Raw genomic sequence first — 23,656 nt, forward strand, 5'->3', positions numbered from 1 at the left:
CCTGATTTATGATGGTGGTAATTTTAACATTTTACCACGAGGATCGTTAAACATTAATGGCTCAAATATGGGCGACTATTCTGGTACTTTAGTCCTAATTAGGGGTACGGCCAATATTGAAAACGGTGGTTTCAATATCGTTCTTGGAAAGCTAGGTCCAAATGGTAGATACGTAGATGGCGGTAATGGCCAAATACTTTTGGTAGATGTGCAAGGCGGGAAGTTATTTGTTAATAATCCTACCTCATTAATTTTGAATGTCCAGGGCAATACCAATCCTGCTACGAGTATTATCGGCACAATGCCGATTACCTTAACAAATGTGCGGCAGCAGTTTGATTTGAGCTCAACACAAACTGGGGTTGGTAAAGTAACATTGCCACCATTTCACGTTTTAACTGTTAGGAAAACTGACAATACAATTGCAGTTGATAATATTGAGTTGCTTAATGGTCAAGAAAAGCTAACTGCAGATAAATTAGCAGAAATTAAAGCACAGGCAGCCAAAGCTCATATTTCACTTGATAAATTGCCGCCTGATGTTCAAAATTCGTTGGCTGATGGGATTAAGAACGGCTGGACTTACGACCAAATCTTTTCGGATATTATTCAGAAAGCATTCAATAATAGCAATAATTTTGGCTATAACAACATTAGTTTCATTCCAGCCAATCCGAGTGGTTTTTTGGATATTGATCCTGGTAAGGTACAGATAACCAGAAATTCTGATGGTTCACAAACAATTTCCGGTGAACCAGGCAGCGTAATTAATTATAATTTTACTGTTGATGGTCCGGATTCAGATCCAGAAAATTTGAAAAACCCATTTAGTTTGATTCTCCCAGTTGCGACTAAAGCATATATTATGGCTAATTTAATCGATAGTATGGGAGTAAAAACTGCGTGGACACCAAAGGATCAAAATGGCAAGAATTTAATTGACAACCCATATTCGCAAACAAAAGACACCATAAGAGATTCAAGCAACAGTTCTTTGAGCCCTTTACCAACACAATTTGCAGCAATTGTAAATGATGATGGTTCATTTAGTTTTACTATTCCAGCCGATCAAACGATTAAGTTTGATAAAGGTTACTCTGTAGAATTAACTCCAAATGCAAACTTTGTTAGCTACGATCCATCAAGTGTAGCTGCAAGACGTCGCCCAATTGTTAAAAACTTAGATATTTTAACTTTGTCTGATGCACAAGATCAAGCTGCTAAGGCAATAACTGACGCAATTAGTGATGCGAAAATTCATAGACCTAACAACCTATCTGAAGCTCAAGTTAAAGACTTTAATGAGCAATTAGATAAAGTTGCGGCCGCTGCATCCAAAACAATTGATACTAATAACGAAAAAACTTCAGTTTATGCTTCAAGTGCAAACACTTTAAGCGAGGTTAACAATCGTAAGAATGCTGCTCTTGATGTAATTAAGAATATTGTAAGTCAGGCGCAAAATTCTTCAACTATCGAGTCGTCTCGCGATAGTGCAATAACTAATTTAAATAATGAAGCCACATTGCAGTCAAAGAGATTCCCTACAATGGTAGATGCAATTAATGCTGCACGTGATAAAGCAATTAATACTGTGAAAGGTATTCAAGCTGATAAAGATATTACTGAAGCAATGAAGAATGGTATTAATGCGATTGATCAAGCAGCTTATGGCTATAAAAAGAGTATTGAAATTGATCTTAAACAAAAAATTGATCAGGTCTATGTCGATACTTACAAGCTTGCAAACGATCCTAATTTGAGTAAAGAAGAGAAGGACGAAGTATTAAAGCTAACTAGTCGTTTGTCGCGCGCTCAGGCTATTGCTCAACCGGAAGGTGACATTGAAAAAGACCTTGATCAAGTATCAGTGGATGGACACCAAAAAGAAGCTCAAGGTATAATTGATCAAGTTAACAAAACAATTCAGGCCCTAAAAGACTTACAGGCTGTTGCTCAAGATGAAATTAAAAACCATGCCGATAAAACTGCAGAAATAAAAGATTCTTATAATCAAGCAGTTCATAACATTATTACCGGTGATGATCCTGATGGTTCCAAGGGTAAGGAGTCTATTAAGGAGATAAATGCTGATCAAGAAGCAAGTAAAATTAAGGCTGCAGCTGCGGCTGCCAAAGAGCGAGTACAAAATTCAGGCATTAGTTTAAATCAACAGACTCCTTTACTAGATGCAATTGATCAAGCAACTGAAGTTGCAACTGCTAAACCAGGAAGTTCTAAGTATGATGAGCAAAAGTCAATTTACGGAACATCTGATAACACTGCGATCAAACAAAGAGAAGCAGCTGCACAAACTATTTTTGATCAAAATGCTGCAAAGGCTGAGATTTTGGGTTATGCGAGCGCCAATGAAAATTCGTTAGGGATTTCTTCAAACTCTGATATCGAGAAAACAGTAAATGATGGTTTGACCAATATTGATCAAGCCAGCGATTCTACTGCTGTTTCAACAACCGAGGAGTCAACTAAGCGATCAATTTTAAGACAGCTTTCTAAGATTAAACTTGCTAAAGCTGAAAGCGATATCGAAACCCAACTGCGTAGTTTGCCTGGTTTGTCAGCAAATGATATTGATGATAGCGTTGCGGCTGCACAGAAGTTACTTAACAATTTAACAACTCCTCTTGGTTATAACCAGCGCATTGATCAGGCAGACAGTTTAACTGCAATTGATTCAGCGCGTAATGATGGTATTGCTGCCTTGAACAACTTACTGGCTTCAGCTAAAGCTAAGGGTGAGCGTAACAATTCCTTAGCTGATGCTATCAAGCAGATCAGACAAGCGCAAACAAAAGCTAATAATCAAATCGATCAGACAAGCAATCTGACTGATGAACAAAAGAAAGCATATCATGATCAAATCAGCAAGGTAGTTAACGACAATATCGATATTTTAAACAAGGTCGCTAGTTCTAAAATCGTTGAGACAGTCACTAACGCTAAAAACAGTATAGATAATATTGTAAGCGATGCACAGGGTACTGCCAATAAGGAGGTAGAAGAAGCTAGAACCAATGCAGCTCAAGACATTGATACAGCTGTTAATGATGCAAAAGCTAAAATTGAAAGCATTGATGATAGTCAACTCAGTCCTTCAAATAAGAAGTATTATGAAGACCAAATTGATCAAGATGCCCATGCTGCAAAGGCTAAAATTGCTTCGTCTCAAAATGTTTCTGATATCACTTCGGCAAAGCAAGAAGGTCAAAACAATATTCTTAAAGATTTAGGTGCTGCTCAAATCACAGCCACTAAGGCTCAGGCAATAAGTAAATTGCAACAGGCCAAGGCTAATGCCAAAAATACTCTTGCAAATTCTCATCTTGATCCGGCAATAGTTCAAGCAAAACAGGACCAGATTGATGCGGGTTATGATCAAGCAATCCAGGCGATCACTAATGACCATACAGTAACTGATATTAACACTGATGCTCAAACAGGAATTGATGCCATTAATTCTGTTATTAATTCTCTTTCTCCTGATCTCGAAGCTCAGGCCTTAGAACAACAGCGTCAAACTGCAATTGGAAAATTAAAAGATGCGCGTGATTCTGCAAGCAGTCAGATAACTAATGATCCTAATTTAGGAGTAACCGAAAAGAATGACTACTATAATCAGATTACCAATGCCTTCAATCAGGCTCAAACTGCCATTCAAGGTGCAAATAAAGATGATATAGATGCAGCATTAACTAAAGGTAAAAATGATTTAGCAAACATTCAAACTGCAGCAAACTTGCAGTCTGCAAAAGATCAGGCTTTAGCAGCTTTAATGGATGAGCGCAATAAAGTAAAAGAACAGATTGGCAATATGGATCAGATTACCAGTGCCAACAAAGCAGATTTACGTGCAAAAGTGGATGCTATATATAATATCGGTGTTAATGGAATTAATAATAAAACCACCACTACTAACGGGCAACTTAATGAAATCGTTCAAAGCGGTAAGTCATTAATTGATAATGTGATTAGTGATGTAAATGTTAACAAGATTCTCAATAAGCAAAAGCTTGATGATTATGCTCAAAAGGCGATTGACCGAATTAATAATTCGTCGGATATTACCAATGATGCCAAGAACACAACGATTAGTAACATTACATCCGCACGTGATAATGCAAAATCAGCAGTTGATTCTACAGATGCCATTTCCGATGCTAATACAGTTGAGAAAAAGGGCGAATCAGATATTGACGCTGCAGAAGCTACAGGTAATGGTTTTAATACATCTAAAACTGACATTAAGAATAGTATTGCCAATGCTGCTAGCAGTGCCAATAATCGCTTAAGTGACATTTTTAGCAAATTATCTACAGACCAAAGAAATGAAGTAAAAGATAAATTTAATGATGCAATTAATCAACTTGGTACAATCCCAACGGATGCAAATAGTAAAATTGACGCTGCCACAAATAAAGAGCAACTAACCGGTATTTATCAAGATGCATTAAATAAAATTAATAACATTGAATCTGCTGCCAAGTTAGCTAGTGATAAAGTTGTTGCCACCGATTTGATTAAAAATACAGCATACGCGGCTCGAGCTAAACTAAATGATTCACGAGACCAAAACGCAGTTTTTGCAGTGGCTGATTTAGGCATTAAAGATATTGGAGCGGCCAATGATAGCGCTACAGTTGAGAAAATCAAAAATAATACCTTACAGGGAATTAGTAACGTAGTTGCTAATGCAAGTGAGAGTGATGCAGAGGATATTCGTAAGCAAAGAGATCAAGCAATTAAAGAGCTTGATAAAGCTCTTGGAAAGGACTCAACTGCTACCGGTGTTCTACCAGAAATAAATGGTTTAAGTGATTTAACCTCTGATCAGCTGGCTAAGTTTAAACAGCAAGCACAAGATGCTTATGATCATGCGGTTGCAAACGTTAGTGGCGCTCTATTAGAGAACATTGACACAGAAAAGAATACGGGTTTAAGTAATATTTATCAGGCTTTAGCTGATGCTAAACTGCAGGCGGCCAAAAATAAAGCAAAATCTGCTTTAGATGATAAAGCCCAAACTTCAATTGATGGTGATGCTAAAGATAAATCTACAATTGAAAGCGAGCGGGATAAGGCCAAAGACAATATTGATAAAGCTCAAAATGAAGATGATGTGCAAAAGGCTCAAGATGAGGGTAATAAAGCAATTGAAGCAATTGTTGATACAGCTAATGATGAGAACATTACTAACGCTAAGACTTCTGCTAAAAATGATTTTGATAATTCAACTAATAAATTACAACAGCAAATTGATCAAGACATGGCTGATAAAAAATTAGGTCAAGACCAATATAATGATTTGAAGAATAAAATTGATCAAATTCGTCAGTCAGGTGAAACTAGAATAAACTCTGCTACCAACCAGGATCAATTATCTGATGCTAAAGATCAGAATAATGCTGATTTGAATAAAGTTAATAATGAAATCATCAAAGCAGAATCTGTCAATAATGCATTGACTAAGTTGCAAGATGCAGTTAACAAGGCAAATGAAGCTGCAGATAAAATTGCTAAAGACAATCCTAATCTGGCGGATCAGATGAGAGATCGCATTAAGTCCGAACGTGATAAAGCTGCTCAAAATATTCAAGCTGCTCAAAACAATGAGACTGATGCAAATAGTGCAATGAATCAAGCAGCGCAAGCTGGTAATGATGCAATTACTGGCTTAACTCAGCGATTCGAAGAAAAGAACAAGCAAATTAATACTCTGAAAGAATATGCTGAAGCTGCTAAGGCAAAATTGCCAAGTTCAGGACTTGATCCGAACGAAATAAGCCAAAATGAAGCTGCAATAAATAACGCAATGCAAAAAGCTGTTAGCGACTTATATAGTGCCGATGATAATGCAGACTTAGGTCAAGTTGAAAAAGCTGGTGAGGCCGCTATAGATCAAGCAGGTATTCCAGCCAATTTACTAAGTGAAAAGAATAAGCAAATTGCGGCTATTGATAAGTATGTCAAAGATAAGGGCAGTATTAGCCAAGTTGCCAGCGATTTAACTGATCAGCAAAAGGCGGATTTACAGGACCAGCTTAACCAGTTGATTCAAAAGACCAAGGATGAAATTAGTAAAGTTGCTTTACCAAGCAGTCCGACAATAACAGATCTCGAAAATGCTAAACAAAAATTGCAAAACATTGAAAAGGGGCTCGATAGCGAAGGACACCCAATCAATTTAGGTGAAACTGGAATTAACCAGCTTTACCAAACTGCCCAAGATAAAGAAAAAATATATCAAATTAAGCAAAATGCTATTAATAATCTTCTTGAGCAAAAAGCAGAAGCTGATAAAAAGCTTGAAGATTCTGGTTTAGTAAACTCTGATTTACAAAAGCAAAAGCAGAAGATTCAGGATATTTACGATCAGAGCAAAGCAAAGATTAACGCAGTTCCAACAATAGATAAGAACGGAAATGATCGCTCTACAGATGACGTCAAAAAGGACGTTGATCAGATTGTCAGCAACGCAACTCAAGGATATTCTGATAGTGATTCCGGTAGTCACATTCCTGGATTTGCTGATGTTGAAAAAGATACTGATCTTGCTGCTGCGAAAGCAAAGGCAGAGGATATTTTACAAAGAAAATATGCAACAACTCACAACATTATTGGGTTATCTCAACTAACTGCCGCTCAAAAGAAAGCATTGAACAAGATAGTTGATGATTTATATGCAAATGAAAAAGCAAGCATAGAGCAGCAAACTGATATCAACAAAATTCCGACTGACGAAAATCAAATTGGTACTAAGCTAACTGATACTTATCAAAATACTTCTGAATGGTTTGATTATAATCAAGCTAATGCCTTAAAGGGTGCTGGAAATGAAGTAACAGGTCTAGAAGCTGGGTACAATGGGTTAACTGAAGAACAAAAAGCCAATCCTGATTATCAAAGCAATATTCAAGCTATACGTGAAGCAATTGATGCAATTAAGCATTCAACAAATATTGGCTCTACAACCCAATCGTATAGCAAAGGAATCAATGCTTATAATGGGCTAATGGCCAAAGAACAAGTTAATGATATGTTTAATAAAGCAAAGGACACGCTTAATGATATAGATAGTCTACTTCCTCAGGATAGGGATCACTTCAAAAATAGACTTGATGGCATACACGGAAGTATCAATACTGTGCTTACTCAGGATGCTCAAGCTGATGCATCTTATGAAAATATTGCCAATCAGATGAACCATGATATTGACATGACAAGACAAGCAATTGATCAGTTAATGCAGCAAGCATTGTACACAGTTAAGAGTTCTGCCAATAGGGATATTGAGGCTGAGTACAAAGGTGCAGTTGCTCAGAATCAAAAATATTTTGGTGATTCTGCATGGATTTATGCAACTAACAGTGAGCATGACAAATATAAATATATATCTGGTAATTCTTACGATGAAGTTTCGAATAATAGACTAACTGGAATACGGGAAATTGCCAAAGCTGCTGTTTCTGATGCTGCTACTAATGCTAAGAAGAAAATTGATAATAACAAAGTAAAGCATGAGAATGGTGATAATTATACTAATGATGAAAAAGCTGTGATTAAGACTGAAATCGACCGCATTTTAGCTGATGCTCAGGAAAAGATTAATCAAAATAATACTCTAACTGATATTGACGGCAAGCGTGACGATGGTATTGAGACGATTAATAAGGCTTCATCGGATTCAACTGTCATTGATAAAATTATTAAAGATAGTGCCAACAATAACAACAATGGCAATAATAACTCTAACAACGATGGAGGCAATTCTACTTCTAACAGTAATGGTAATACGACTTCCAATCCTGTAAATCCACCTAAGCAGCCAACTACTGATAAAGAAAATGGAACAAATGGTGCGCCAAATGACTTAGGTGAAAGCACTAATGTGACTTTAATGCACAATGCTTATCTTTATGACGAAGATGGTAAACGCGCAAACAAGGTTACTTTAGGAGCTGGCTCTACAGTTATCACTTATGGTACCAAGACAATTAATGGTAAAGAATACTACGTTCTAGTTGATCAAGGTGCTAACAATAAGAAATATTATGTTGCTGCAAGTAATGGTCAAGCTACTACCCAAAAAGTTAAGCATAATTCTTATGTATATAATCAAGTGGGTAAGAGAGTTAAGAAGCCTGGAGTGTTCAAGAAAGGTAAAACAGTTAACACTTACGGCGCAGCAGTCAAAATTCGCGGTAAGAAATACTTTACTATTGGTAAAAACCGCTATATCAAAGCTGCTAACGTTGCACCAGTCACGGCAGCCCAAACTGCTAAGGAAGAAGTGACAGCAACAAGTAGCAATACTACTACTCCAGCAACTACCACTGTAGTTAAAAAGTTAATGCACAATGCTTATCTCTATGATGAAAACGGCAAACGTGCCAACAAGTTAATCATTAATTCTGGTTCAGAAATAGAAACTACTGGCAAAAAGACGGTTAAGGGCAAAACATATTATGCCTTAGCAGATGGTCTACTGATAGATAGTGGCAATGTTGACGCTAAGAAATTAAAACTGAAACATAATGCTTATATCTATAGCAAGTATGGTCATCGTTTAGGTAAAAAAGTTTTGAAGAAACATAAAGTTGTAAAAACTTATGGTAATCCAGTTAAAATCGGTCATAAGAAATTTTATGTTGTAGCTAGTGGTAAATATGTGAAGAAGGCAAACTTTTAGGCAATTAATCTTTAAGATTGACTAGTTGCTAAAACCACAAAATACCCCAAATTTAAGGTAAATTTGGGGTATTTTTGCGTCTGGACTTTTTATTAAAACACTATTCTTAATTACTGCTAAAAATAGGTTTGCAGCTTTAAGCTGCTAGTTGCTTTAACATAAATAATTGGATATTACAGCGCTTTGCTTTCTGGCCGTAATTCCAGACGAGTAATTTTAGTTTAATAGCAGGAAAAGTAAATGAATAGCCACTGAAATTTTAAAAGAAAGTCTTAGCTATTAAGTATGTGGCTGTTTATTTGCTATAGTTTTAATGCCGGCAAAATGATCATAACAAAAGAAGTTACATTTTCAGACTAAAATTAGCACTCCAAGGGTTAGAACCAAGCAAAAATTATTTTGATGACCAGTCAGAGTAGAAATTAAAGGTCATCATTTCGTGTCTGTTAACGAAGCGATCAAGTCGCAAAATCACCTATTTAAAAAAGTTATTTCAGTTTATTAAATAATATTACTCCCAAGTTTTGGCCAGATTTGGGAGTATTTTTGTGGGCAAAAATTTACTACTAATTTAAATAACATAGTTAAAAATAATAAATAAATAAGTTATAACTAAAAATAATTTGTATGTGTTATTTAATATACGAAAACATACTAGATAAATTTGTATCACAAATGTAATAAAAAACAATTTCAAACTAATTTGCAAAATAGTTTTTCCTTTAATCACTTTTAGTTATTTTTATTTAATTGGCTTAAATGGCAGTAAAATAGTAACTTATAAAAATAATAAAGTTATTTTTAATCAGAATTAACAATTTTTAAAAATAACGGTTATTTATAGCTTAACATCTATTGCTAAATACTATATTGACAATGAATAACGCTAGTTATAAAATTCAAAGTGTATTTTTAATTCAAGGAAGGACAACTTATGTTAGGGAAAAATAACTTTAAAGAACGACTAAGAAAAATGGAAATGCAACAAAAGCAAGACCGCTTTTCAATTCGCAAATTGACGATCGGTGCCGCTTCTGTTTTGTTAGGATTCACTTTTCTGGGTTTGGGTAGTCAAACGGTTAAAGCCGATACTGATCTATCAACCCAACAAGTCGATAGAAAAACTGAAACCAAGTCATCCGAGTCTGATTTGAGTGAAGCTGCAACAGAAAATAATAAGGCTGCTTCTCAATCAACTCAGGATGATAGACAAACCAAAAAGACCGAAAAAGAGCCAAAATTATCTACTTTTTCAGGCTTATCTTCATTTTTGAAGAGTAGTGATGAAGACTCGAAATCTGTCAGCAAGACAAAAACCACAAAAGAGCAGACAAAGAAAGATAGTAAAGAATCCGATCAATCTACTGCTGTTAAGCAGCCAGATACTGAGGCAAATGATGCAAATGCAGTCACACCGGGAAAAACTGATTCAACTGGTAAAGACACTAACACTGATATTACCTCAGGAGACAACACAGCCAGTGATGGCAAATTGCCAGAAGATTCACAGGCAAATGTGATTAAGCCGGGTGATGATACTAGCAATAATGATGAGCAAAATAACAGCACGGATAAAATTGCGCCTGCTAAAAATAAAAATCCATTAGTCAAGGATGCTGGCGATGGTTTTTCTTATCAGGTTTATAACTGGAAAGATTTTCAAGATGCGCTTAACAATATAAATATCACTGAAATTATTTTAATGAATGATGTTAGCGCAGATCCTAATAATGGCAATAATAGATTTAATGTTCCTGGGCGTACTCTCTTAATTAGATCAAACGGAGATGCCAAATATAAACTTGATTTCACTGGCTATTCACCTAGACAAAGCCGTGGTACAAATGCAGATATTACTTATCAAAGTCTTAATATGCGCAGTGGGGACTATTACGGTGTTTGGGATACCGAATATGTAAGTGATAATTATCATGCCAACATTATGTTTAAGGATTGCTCGTTTGAAGGGTCGCAATTAATCTATGCTGGTAGCAATACTCACATCTTTTTTACCGGAAATAATGACGTTCATACTGCAAAATGGCCCAACCATACTGATCAACAAATGTTTGAGTTTACTAATGGAAATGAAAATGACAGCATAGAATTCTTGGATGGTGAATTTGTCGGTTCAACGTACGGTGGCACTATAATCGAAATGAAGAGTAAGACTAACACTGTCAAAATTGACAGAGGTGCAACCGTAACACTTAATCCCGTGCAAGACTTTGATGAAAACAGAAGCACTGGTGAGGGGGGAAAACCTTTTAGCGCCATTTACATGGAAAGCGGCGGAATTGTTCAAGTTGGTGGCGTCTTGAATATTAATATTGGCCTAAATAAAGTGAGACCTTATAAGGGCACAAGAGATGCCGGTAAAGCCAGGGCTGTTTATTTAAAAGATTCGGGTTCAACATTTAACATTTTACAGAATGGCCAAGTCAATATTAATACGAATGGTAATATTACTGACGCTGCTTCAGGAAATCTATTTTATGATAACGGTAATTTGAACATTAGTCCTAATGGCGAATTAAATATTCTGGGTAGTAACATGGGTGATTACTCTGGCACACTAGTTTATATTACTGGCTCTGCTGATGTTGAAAATGGTGCCTTTAATATTAGATTAGGCGATAAACCAGGCACAGGGGCTATTAATCTACTTGATGTTCATGGTGGAACTTTAAAAATTAACAACCCGACATCATTTATTTTGGATTCTCATAATAATAAAAACACTGCAACCAGCATTATTGGCAATAACAAGATCACAATTACTAATGTTCGCCAGCAGCTGCAAACTAACTCTGGCAGCAGATTCACATTGCCGCCTTTGCATGTTTTACAACTGCAGAAATCAGCGAAGGGTATTTCTGTAAATACTATCGAAATGCTTGATGGCAATAAGACTTTGACTCAAGAGCAGTTAGATGAAATTAAGAACGATCCTGCCATTAAAGATATTATTAACGACAGAAAATTTGGTTCTTTCTTAACTGCTGCTGAAGCTGCTGTTAAGAATCCAGAATCTAATAGATTAGATGATATTATCAAAAATGCTTTAGAAAATGCTCTCAGCAGTTCAGATTCTGACAGCTATAATAACGTGACCTTTGTTCCTGCTAACCCAAGTGGATTCTTGGATATTGATGATGATAATTTACAAGTTATCAAGAATAACGATGGTTCTAGGACTATCAAAGGCAAAGTTAAGAACTACACCGAAGCAGAAGATGGTCCAAGTAATGATAATGCCTTTTATAAGTACTTCCCTAAGGGTACTAAGGGTTATGTAATTATTAGATACATTAGCAGCAATGCTAAATATAACCGGGTTATTCAGGAAGATAAAAATCTGAAGCCTTATGCCAATACTAATGATACATACCGTGGCAATATTATTGACCGGGTTCCGGAACTGCCTAAGGTCTTTACTTCCGCAATTAACCCAGACGGTACTTTCTCAGTAACAATACCTGCTGGTATTACCCTAAATATGAATAAGGGTGATAAAGTTGAAATAACACCTAACGCCAATTTCGTTGAATACAGTCCAGAAGTTGTCGCAGTAGGTTCTCGTCCGATAGTTAAGAGTATAGATATCCTTACTTTATCAGAAGCTCAAGACGACGCTGCTACTACGATCAGAAACGCGGTAAAAGATGCCGAAAGCAAGAAGCCAACTAATTTAAAAGAAAGTCAATCACAGACTTTTGAAGATGAGCTGGCTAAAGCATTGGCAATGGCAGATTCAGTCACTGAATCTAATAAAGACACAACAGTTTATGGTGCAGATACAATTGCTGAAGTCAACAGACGCAGAGGAGCGGCTCTTGATCTTGTGAATAAAGCTTTGCAAATTGCTAATGAAGAATCAGCAGAGCAAGATAAATTAGCTTCAGCCAAAGAAGCTGCTAAACAAGCACTTGAAAATGAACTTAATGGTAACGGTACTTCCGGGATGCCTGGTGTAGCTAACCAAATTGCTGATTTAGCAAACAGTGGTTTAACTCAGGACAACGTTAAGATATATCAAGATCAGGCTCAAAAAGCATACGAAGCCGCAAAGAAAGCTATTGATGACTGTGAAAGTTTTGATGAAATCACTAAAGCGCAAGCTAAGGGTGTAGCAGACATTGATCAAGCTTTGACAGATGCTAAAACACAACAACTTATTGATAAAGCTGCAAGTGACTTAAAGACTGCTAAAGAAGACGCTTTGGACGAATTAGCAGCTGAAAAGGCAACTGTTGAAGATAACATCGCTAATTTAAAGAATATCAGTACTGAAGCTAAAACTGCATTTAATAAGGAAGTTGAAGCTTACTATCAAGACGCTGTTGACAAAGTTAATAACCCGTCACCAGCAAGCGTTGAACAAGTAGACATTGAGAAGAACACTGGGATTATAAACATTAACAGTGTTTGGAACAAAGCTGCAGCACTGGGTAAGGAAATTGTTTTTGACCAGAAAAAACTTGATGAATACGCCCAAGCTGCAGCAGACCGCATCAATAAGACGGACATGTCTGATGAAGACAAGCAAAAAGCAGTAACCGATATTAACAAGGCGCGTGATGAGGCCAAGATAAATGTGGGCAAACAATTAACGGCTGAAGATGCAGATAAGGCTGAAGATGATGGCGAAAAGGCGATAAAAGCAGTTGAAGACAACGCAAATGCAGCCAACATTGAAGCTATTAAAACTTCTAATACTGCTAACGTTAACGCTGCTGCTGATAGCGCAATTGAGCGTGTGAATAAAGCTTATAATAGTTTGACAGAAGCAGGTCAGCAGGAAAAAGCTGCTGCCGATAAAGCGGCTGCAATTTTAGCTATTAACCAGGCTAAAGCCGCAGCCACCGAAACGATTAACGCTGCTACAACTAAAGATGCAATCATCAATGCCTTTAATGCTGCTAAAGACAAGTTTGACAATGCGGCAACTACAGCTGAAGTTGCTTTTGCCAAAATAGCAGCTGTTGATGCTGTCAAGAAAGCAGCTGAAACTGTCAAGCCGAATTTAAGTGCAGCTGATCAACAGACAGTTGATGGTATCGTAGCAAAAGCTAATAGCGATTTCCAAAAAGCGACAACAGTCGACAAGGTCAACAGCATTAAAGATCAGGCAATTAAAGATATTGCTAATGTTAAAACTACTGCTGATGTAGTTAAGGAAGCTGAGATCAAGGCTAACAAGGATACGCAGACTGCTAATATTGATACGGCAGCCACAGCAGCCAAGAAACGGATAACTGATGCTTACAATAAGTTGTCACAGGCTAACCAAACTAGTTACCAAGAATCGTTACAGAAAGCTTTAGATGATATTGACCAAGCTGCAAAAACTGCTAAAAATAATATTCAGAGTGCCCAAAATGTGGCAGACATTATAACTGCAGCAGAAAAAGGCACACAAGCAATTGCTGCTATTGAGACTAAGACAGAAGTAACATTTGCCCAAGCCGATGCTAAAGAAGCAATTGCAAATGAAGCTGCTAAGGTTAAGCCGAATTTAAGTACAGCTGATCAACAAACAGTTGATGGCATTGTGACTACAGCTAATGGCAAAATTGATGCGGCTACAGATATTCCAACAATTAATAATATTAAAAATCAGGCGATCAAAGATATTGATCAGGTCAAAACCACCGCTGATTCAAATTCAAAGGAAAAAGTTGAAAAGGCAAAAGAGCTGAATAGGACTAGTATTGATGATGCAGCTAAAAAAGCGGTTGCTCGTGTTGAAGCGGCTTATAAGAACTTAACACCTGCTGAACAGTCAGCTAATGAAGCTGCTTTTGACCAAGCTGTTACCGCCATTAAGAATGCTCAAACTACAGCTGAAGCCAAGATTGCAGCTGCGACTACTGAAACTGAAGTTGCTGCCGCAGCTAGTGAAGGTACAACAAACATTAATAAGCTGGCAGATGCAGCTGAATTAAACTTTGTCAAGATTACTGCTAACGACGCAGTACAAGCTGAAGCTGGAAAGGTAAAACCTAACCTCAAAGAAACAGCTGATCAAAATAAAGTAGATGAAATTGTTGACCAAGCTAAAGCCGACATTGGTGCTGCTGAGACCGTTGATAATGTAAACAGAATAAAAGAGAATGCAATCAAGGCAATTGACAACGTCAAAAGTAATGCAGAGCAAACAATTCAAAAAGCACAAGAATTAAGCAGAGAAAGTGTTGATGCCCAAGCAGATGCCGCTAAGAAGCGGGTCAAAGATGCTTATGATAAGCTCACAGCTGATGAGCAAAAGACGACCGCAGTTCAAACTGCTTATAACGCAGCTAATAATGCCATTGATAAAGCTAAGACTGTAGCAGAGACTGCAATAGCTGCCGCACAAACTAATTCAGAAATCACAACAGCTGTTGATAATGCTAATAAAGCCTTTACACAAGCAGCTTCTGACGCCGAATTGGCCTTTGCCAAGGTGGCTGCGATAGATGCAGTTCAGAGTGAAGCGGACAAAGTCAAGCAAGGCTTAAAGCAAACAGTTGATCTTAATAAAGTAGATAGTATAGTAACCCAGGCTCAAACTGATTTGAACAATGCTGATAGTGTTACCAAAGTTGACTTCATTAAAGACCAGGCAATTAAAGATATTGATAATGTTAAAGCTACAGCTGATGCAGCTGTTGACAATTCCCAAACAGTCAATAAAGCTAATATTGATAAAGCGGCAGCTGAAGCAATTCAACGGGTTCAGAATGCATATAACGAGTTATCTGCGGCTGAACAAGAGCAGGCTAAGTCAGAATACAATAAAGCTGTCAGTGATATTAATGAGGCAAAGAAGACTGCGGATGCGGCAATCCAAGCAGCAAAGACAGTAGATGATGCGACAAATGCTGCTATAGCAGGAATTTCTGCAGTTAATGATATTGCCAACAAGACAGAACTATCATTTGCAAAATTGGGAGCTAAAGCTGCGGTTAAAGCAGCTGCAGATGCAGTCACTAACGGTCTTGATAATGAAAACCAGCAAAAGGTACAAGAGATAGTAGCTACAGCAAATACTAACATTGACAAGGCTACTACTATCACTGACGTGGTTAGACTAAGAGACCAGGCTATCAATGATATTAAGGGTGTCAAAGCTGTGGCAGACGCTGTTCAAGAAGCACAGCTAAATGAAAACAAGAAAAACAACACCGCTAATGTTAATGAAGCTGCTGATGCTGCTAGAAAACGTGTCGATGATGCATATAGCAAGTTGAATGAATCTCAAAAGAATGCTAATCACCAGACTTACCAAAATGCCCTTGATGCGATTGATAATGCTGCAAATAGTGCAAATAACCAAATTGCACTGGCACAGTCAAGTGATCAAATATCAGAAATAGTTAAAACTGCTAAGACTCAGTTTGATAATGCAGCCACAAAAGCGGAAGTAGCTTTTGCTAAAGTAACAGCTGTTGCAGATATTTTGAATGAAGCGAATAAGGTTAAACAAGACCTAAAGGCTGATGCTGATAAGAATCGGGTTGACAATATTGTTAACACTGCTACTACCAGTATTAATAGCACTAATACTGATACTGTAGCTAAAGTAACCAGTATTAGAGATCAGGCTATTAAAGATATCGACGCTGTTAGAGCGGAAGCTAATGGTGGTGAACAAGCCAGTCTGGAAGAAACTAAGAATAATCGGACTGGTGATGTTAACAAAGCAGCAGCAAACGCTAAAGCTCGGGTTGATACGGCTTACGGTCAGCTGACACCTGCTGAACAAGATGTAACAAAGCAGACCTATACTGATACTCTTGCTGCAATTGAAAATACGCGCCTTAAAGCAAATAATGATATTGCCAGTGCTGATAATAAGGATGCGGTAAGCGATATAGCAGCAGCTGCTGAGCAGGAACTTGATCAAGAAGCAACAAAAGCAGAGGTGGCATTTGCGAAAACAGCTGCTAAAGATGCGATTCAGGCTGAAGAGCAGAGTGCTATTGCCGACCTTAAAGGTCAAGACGATAAGACTTCTGTGCAGAACATCGCTAACAATGCTATTAAAGAAATTGACCAAAATTCGACAGATACTGTTGCCAAAGTAAACAGCATTAAAGATAGTGCTATTAGTGCCATTAAGGCTGTTAAAAACACGGCAAATGCGGTAGATCAAGCTATTGTTGAAGAAGCTCGCAAAGACAGTTCTGCGAATATTAATGAAGCAGCTGAAACAGCTAAGAAGAGAGTTGAAGCAGCATATAGTAAGCTGACGGGAACTGAACAAGCAGTTGCCAAACAGGCTCATGATGACGCCCTTAGCGCAATTGCAAGTGCACAAAAAGCTGCTAATGATGCAATTTCTTCATTAAATTCAAAAGCAGAAATTACTCAGGCAGCAAATGAGGGTATTAATAAGATTGATGCAGCAGCAAACGAAGCAGAAGTAGCTTTCGCCAAGGTAGCAGCTAAGGATGCAGTTCATGAAAAAGCCAAATCTGTCATAGATCAGTTAAATAAATCTGATGATAAGAAAAAAGTGCAGGAAATTTCTGATCAAGCAGATAAAGATATCGACGCAACTGGAACAGATACTGTAGATAAGGTAAACAGCATTAGAGATAAAGCAATCAACGATATAAGTAATGTAAAAGCAACTGCTGATGACAATGAACAGAAAGAACTGGAGCAAACTAAGGAAAATAATAAGACTAGTGTTGATGATTTAGTTAAAGCTGCTAAAAAACGTGTTCAAGATGCTTATGACAAACTCGGAAAAGACGAAAAAGTTTTAGCTGCAAGTGATTACAATAAAGCCATGGCTAACATCTCTCAAGCCCAAGCAACAGCAAATGATGCGATTAGTGCGGCTGCAAATGCGGATGCAATTGTTAAGGCGGTAAGTACTGCGTCTACTGCCTTTGATGCGGCAGCTACAACAGCTGAGGTGGCATTTGCTAGAGTGACAGCTAAGACTGCAATCCAAGCTGAAGCTGATAAAGTCAAAAAAGGTTTGAAACAGGAAGTTGACCAAGCTAAAGTCGATAATATAGTGTTACGGGCAGAAAATGATCTTGCTGCAGCTGTAAGCGTAGATAATGTAAATACTATTGCGGCTCAAGCTATTAAAGACATCGATGCCGTTAAAGATACTGCTGAGGAAAATGAGCAGAAGGATTTAGCTAAAGTTAAGGATGATTCTAAGCAGAGTATTGATCAAGCTGCCACAGCTGCAAAGCAAAGAATTAAGGATGCATATAATACTCTTAGTGCAGATGAACAGGCAGCAACTAAGACAGATTATGACAAGGCAATCCAAACCATTACCGATGCTCAAACTGCAGCTAAAGCTGCTATAGAAAAAGCAACAGATAAGGATGCCGTAAGTAAAGCTGTCGGAGACGCCGATCAGGCTTTCACCCAAGCAGAAACGGAAGCTAAATTAGCATTTGCCAAAGTAGCAGCTAAAGATGCTGTTGATAAAGTGGCAAGTACTGTTAAGGGTAATTTGAGTAAGGATGCTGATAAGAAACAAGTAGATGTAATTTCAACTCAAGCTGATACTGCTATTGATAAAGCTACCGATATCACAATGGTCAATCAATTAAGAGATAAGGCAATTAGCGATATCAATGCTGTTAAAGCAACTGCCGAGGCAGTCGACAAAGCTACCTTGGAGCAAGCTAAGGATAATGGTAAGACCAATGTTAATGGTGCTGCTGCTGATGCTAAAAAACGGGTAGAAAATGCTTATAATAATCTTAATTCTGACCAAAAGAATGATAATTATCAAGCATACCAAAATGCTCTTACTGCAATTGACAATGCCGCCGATGCAGCAAATATCAAAATTGGTCAAGCCCAAACTGCTGACGAAATTAAAGGGGCAGTTGATGATGCTAAGACTAAGTTTAATGATATTGCAACCAAAGCTGAAGTAGCCTTTGCTAAAGTTATAGCTAAAGCTGCTGTTCAAAAGGAAGCAACAAAGGTTAAGAATGACCTGAAGTCTCAAGCTGATAAAAACAAGGTTGATGGTATTGTTAACCAAGCTAATATCCAGTTTAACGACAGTGCTACAGACACAGTGCAAGAGGTAAACAGTATTAGGGATAAAGCAATCGATGATATCGATGCTGTTAAAGACGCAGCTAACGGCAATGAACAAGCAAGCTTAGAAGAAACTAAGAATAATCAAAAGGGTAATATTAACAGTGCAGCAGACGCAGCTAAGGCCCGAGTAGAAAAAGCTTATAATGATCTGGAAAAAGATCAACAACAAAAAACTAAGCAGGTTCATGATAATGCAATTACTTCAATTGAAAATGCACTTCAAAAAGCAATTGCCGATATTCAAAATGCTGAAACTAAAGATGCTGTGGTAGCCATAGCAGCAACAGCAGAGCAAAAATTTGATCAGGAAGCAACAAAAGCAGAGGTAGACTTCGCAAAAGTGGCAGCTAAAGATGTAGTTCACAAGGAAGCTGCTAACGCTCAAAGTCAGTTAAAGAACACTGCTGATAAACAAAAGGTTCAAAACATTTCTGATCAAGCAGATACCGATTTTGATGATGCTGCAACAGATACGGTAGACAAAGTAAATAGCATCAAAGAAAATGCTATTAGTGCAATTAATGCTGTTAAAAATACTGCATCAGCAGTAGATGAGGCTTTGCTAGAGCAGGCTCGTAAAGACAGCACTCAGAACATCTCTAATGCCGCAGAAGCTGCTAAGAAACAAGTTGAAGATGCTTATGAAAAACTAAGTTCAAGTCAAAAGGCAGCAACAAAACTTGACCATGATAATGCGCTTACCGCAATTGAAAATGCCCAAACTGCAGCCATTGATGCAGTCAATGCAGCAACAAGCAAAGATGCTATCACTTCAGCAGTTAATGATGGAGTTAACAAGATTAACGCAGCAGCAACCACTGCAGAAGTAGCTTTTGCAAAAACAGCCGCTAAAGATGCGGTTCAAGCTGAAGCTGCAAATGTGATTAAGAAGCTAAAAGACAAAAAAGATCAGGAAACAGTTCAGAAAATCGCTGACGATGCAGTAACAAATATTGACAATGCTTCAACTGATACAGTGCAAAAGGTCCATGACATCAGAGATCAAGCTATCAATGATATTGATAAGGTGAAGAATACTATTGAGACCGCTGAACAAGCTAAGTTAGAAGAAGCTAAAGACAATAGTCAGGCAAGTGTTGATGAAGCTGCTGCAGCCGCTACAAAACGGGTTGAAGATGCATATAATAAGCTTAGTTCGCTGCAACAAACCAAGACTGAAGCAGATCATGATGAAGCTATTACTGCAATTAAAAATGCACAAAAAGCAGCAAATGAAGCTATTGCGCAAGCAAAAGATAAGAGTGCAGTGGCTGGAGCTGTTTCAACTGCAAATACAGCCTTTGATCAGGCGGCCACTCAGGCTGAAGTAGCTTTTGCAAGGGTAGTTGCTAAAGAAGATATTAGGAATGAAGCAGATAAGATCGAAAATGGCTTGAGCCTTGAAAGTGATAGGACTAAAGTTGAAGGCATTGTCAACGAAGCTAATACACAGTTAAATACAGCTGATACAGTGCAAAAAGTCAATGATATTAGAGATCAAGCCATCAGTGATATTGATAGTGTCAAGACAACTGCAGATCAAACTGCTGCTACTAAGCTTGATAATGACAAGAAAGATGCAATTACTGCTTTAACTAACAAACAAACTGAAGTTAAAAATGGCATCGATTCCCTGAAAAATGTCAGTGCTGAAAACAAGACCGCTCTAAAAGATAAAGTAGATCGCTTCTACCAAGATGCAGTTAACAAGATTAAAGATGTAGGTACAACTACTTCTGACCAAGTTAACAGTGCTAAACAAGAAGGCATCGATAACATGAGCAAAGTTCTTGAGGATGCAAAAGCTTTAGATACAGCTATTGCAAATGACCAAAAGAAATTAGATGATCATGCTTCTGCAGCAATTGACAAGATTAATAAGTCTGATTTATCTGACGCTGATAAAGAAAAGGCTATTGAATCAATCAATAAAGCTCGTGATGATGCTAAAGAGACTGTTGGTTCACAGCCAACTGTCGAAAAGGCAGACGCAGCTGAAAAAGCTGGAGAAAGTGCAATTGATACAGCTGAAAAAACTGCTACAGATACAGATTTAGGAAATACTAAACTTACCGAAAAGACCAAAGTCGAGGCTGCGGCAGACAATGCTAAGAAACAACTTGATGATGATTATAATAAGCTGACTCTTGACCAGCAAAAGGAAGTTAAAGATAAGTATGACAAAGCTAAAGCAGATATTGATCAGGCTAAAGCTGATGCTGAAAAAGCAATAGATTCAGCTACTTCCAAGCAAGATGTCAATAATGCTTCTGATAAGGCTAAGACTGACATTGACAAAGCTAAAAATGACGCTGAATTAGCCTTTGCTCAAGCTGCAGCTAAAGACGCAGTTAAAGCAGTTGCTGAAGATATCAAGAGTGGCTTAAATAGACAAGAGGATAAGAACAAGGTCAACGATCTTGTTACTCAAGCTAATAAAGACATTGACGCTGCAACTACAATTGATTCTGTAAATAGCATTCGTGACAAAGCGATTACTGCAATTAAGGGTATTAAGAATTCTGCAGATCAATCAGATAAAGATGACTTAGCTGCTATCAAGTCAACTAATAAAACAAATGTTGACCAGGCAGCAACTAAAGCTAAAAACCGTGTTGATGAAGCTTATAACAAGCTTGATGACACTCAAAAAGCAACTACTAAAACTGATTATGACAATGCTTTAGCCGCTATTGAGGATGCTAAGAAAGCAGCCGAAACTAAGATAAACAGTGCTACTAATGCAGACGCGGTTGCAGCAGCAGTTGACAATGCTTCTAGACAATTTGATTCTGCAGCAGCAACAGCTGAACTAGCCTTCAGTAAAGTAGCTGCCAAAGATGAAGTCAATAAAGCAGCTTCTACAGCTAAGCCAAGCTTGAGTAAAGATAATCAGGATCGGGTAGATGAAATAGCAAAACAGGCAAGTGTTGATATTGATTCAGCTGAAACTGTTGCCAATGTTGCTAGAATTAAGCAAACCGCTATTGATAAAATTAATGCCTTAAAAGGTAATGATGAAAAAGACTTAGCTCAAGCTATCTCAAATGCCAAAGCAGAATTGAGCAAAAAGCATGATGATGCGGTAGCAAGACTGAAGGATAAGTTTGGTAATGATGCAGATACCACTGAAGTAGATAAAGCATTCAACTCGAATAAGGACATCACTGGAGCATCGGTTGATGAAGTTAAAGAGCACGAATTAGCAGCCGAAAGGGAATTGGCTAAAGGCGAAGTTCAAGATACTGGCACAAATGCTAAGAAGAAAGTTGATGAATTAAAGCACAAAGATGGTACTGACTATACCCAAGCTGAAAAAGATGCTATCAAGAACCAAATTAACAAAGATGTTCATCACGCTATTGATAAGAATGGTACTATTGATCAAGCAAGCGATTCAGCTGGTGTGGATAAAGCTCGTAAGGATGCAATTGACAAGATAATTGGTGACACAATTCCTGACAGTCAGGAAGTTATCAACATCATAAATCAAGATAAAGAAGTTCTCAGTCAAAGACTTGCTAAGATTCGTGAAGCTGCTACTGCATATTTGAGACAGAAATTTGGTCCTGACACTGATGATAGTGCCATTCAGCAAAGTTATGAAGCTGCACTAGCAAAACTTAAAGCAAATCCTACAGACTTAACAACCGAACTTGAAGGTGAAAAACTGATAGCCAAGGGCGCTTTAGCAGATGCCCAAAAGGCTGCTAATAAGCGGGTTGATAGCGACAATAATTATGATTCTTCTGCTAAAGCTCAGATTAAGCAAACTATTCAAAAAGATTACAACGATCTTCTAAATAGTATCGAAGCTAGTTCGGCAGTTAGTGAAATAATTACGGCAAAACGTAATCTCGGAATTGATCAACTATATCGTGATGCTACTGAAGCTAATGTTCATGTCACTAACATTGTAGAAAATGGCGGTGGTGCTCAAACTCCTGGAATATTGCCGAATCAACCAAATAAGACTGATGATAAAGATAAGGATACTGATAAGAAGAATGAAGACTCTGAAAGAGTTGTCTTGATGCACAATGCTTACCTCTATGATGGCAATGGCAAACGTGCAAACGGCATTACTTTGGGAGCTGGTTCAATTCTTGATACATATGGTATTGAAACAATTAACGGTGACCAATATTATGTCTTAATTGATAAAGGTGATAATGATAAGAAATACTATGTAGCAGTTGGCAACATTAAGAGCACAGCCCAAAAGCTGAAGCACAATGCTTACATTTATAACCAATATGGCAAGCGGGTTAAGAAATCTGGTAAACTGAAGACCGGTAAAGCTATTGCCACTTATGGCAGCAGCGTCAAAATTCGCGGCAAGAAGTACTTCACTATTGCTAAGAATCGTTATATCAAGGCTGCTAATATTGCTAGTCAAGATGTATTGCTTAAGAGTGCAACAGCAAAACAAGGAGCTGCAGTTGCCAGCGGAGATCAATCACACATCCTGATTAATAAGAAAGTTATGCATAACGCATACCTTTACGATCAAAAAGGTATTCGTGCCAATGGCTTAATCATTAATGCAGGTTCAACAGTTGATGTGGTAACTCAAAAAGTTGTTAATAAGAAGATCTATTATGTTCTTGAAGATGGTTTGTATATTGCCGCAGGCAATATCGACTCTAAGAAACTTAAACTAAAACGCAACGCCTACATTTACAATCAGTATGGCAATCGTGTTGGTAAAAAAGTGCTGAAGAAACATAAGTCCGTAAAGACCTATGGTAATCCAGTTAAGATTAAGGGTAAGAAATATTACACCGTAGCAAAGAACAAATTTGTTAAGAAAGCTAATATCAAAGGATAATCAATTTCTTAACTAAAATAAAAGTGTCACAATTGTTAGAA

2 protein-coding genes are annotated in these 23,656 nt (G+C 37.6%); both read left to right on the top strand.

Annotated features, from left to right (window positions below; translation table 11 throughout):
- Positions 1-67 precede the first annotated feature (67 nt).
- Positions 68-8,707: an SLAP domain-containing protein gene (locus JF73_RS03735; RefSeq protein WP_046327025.1), complete on the top strand. Its 8,640-nt coding sequence runs from the start codon at positions 68-70 to the stop codon at positions 8,705-8,707.
- Between the two features lie 934 nt (positions 8,708-9,641).
- Complete coding sequence (locus JF73_RS03740; RefSeq protein WP_046327026.1) at positions 9,642-23,615, top strand: SLAP domain-containing protein; 13,974 nt, start codon at positions 9,642-9,644, stop codon at positions 23,613-23,615.
- The last annotated feature ends 41 nt before the right edge of the window (positions 23,616-23,656 follow it).

Source organism: Lactobacillus helsingborgensis (assembly GCF_000970855.1).
Classification (GTDB): Bacteria; Bacillota; Bacilli; order Lactobacillales; family Lactobacillaceae; genus Lactobacillus; species Lactobacillus helsingborgensis.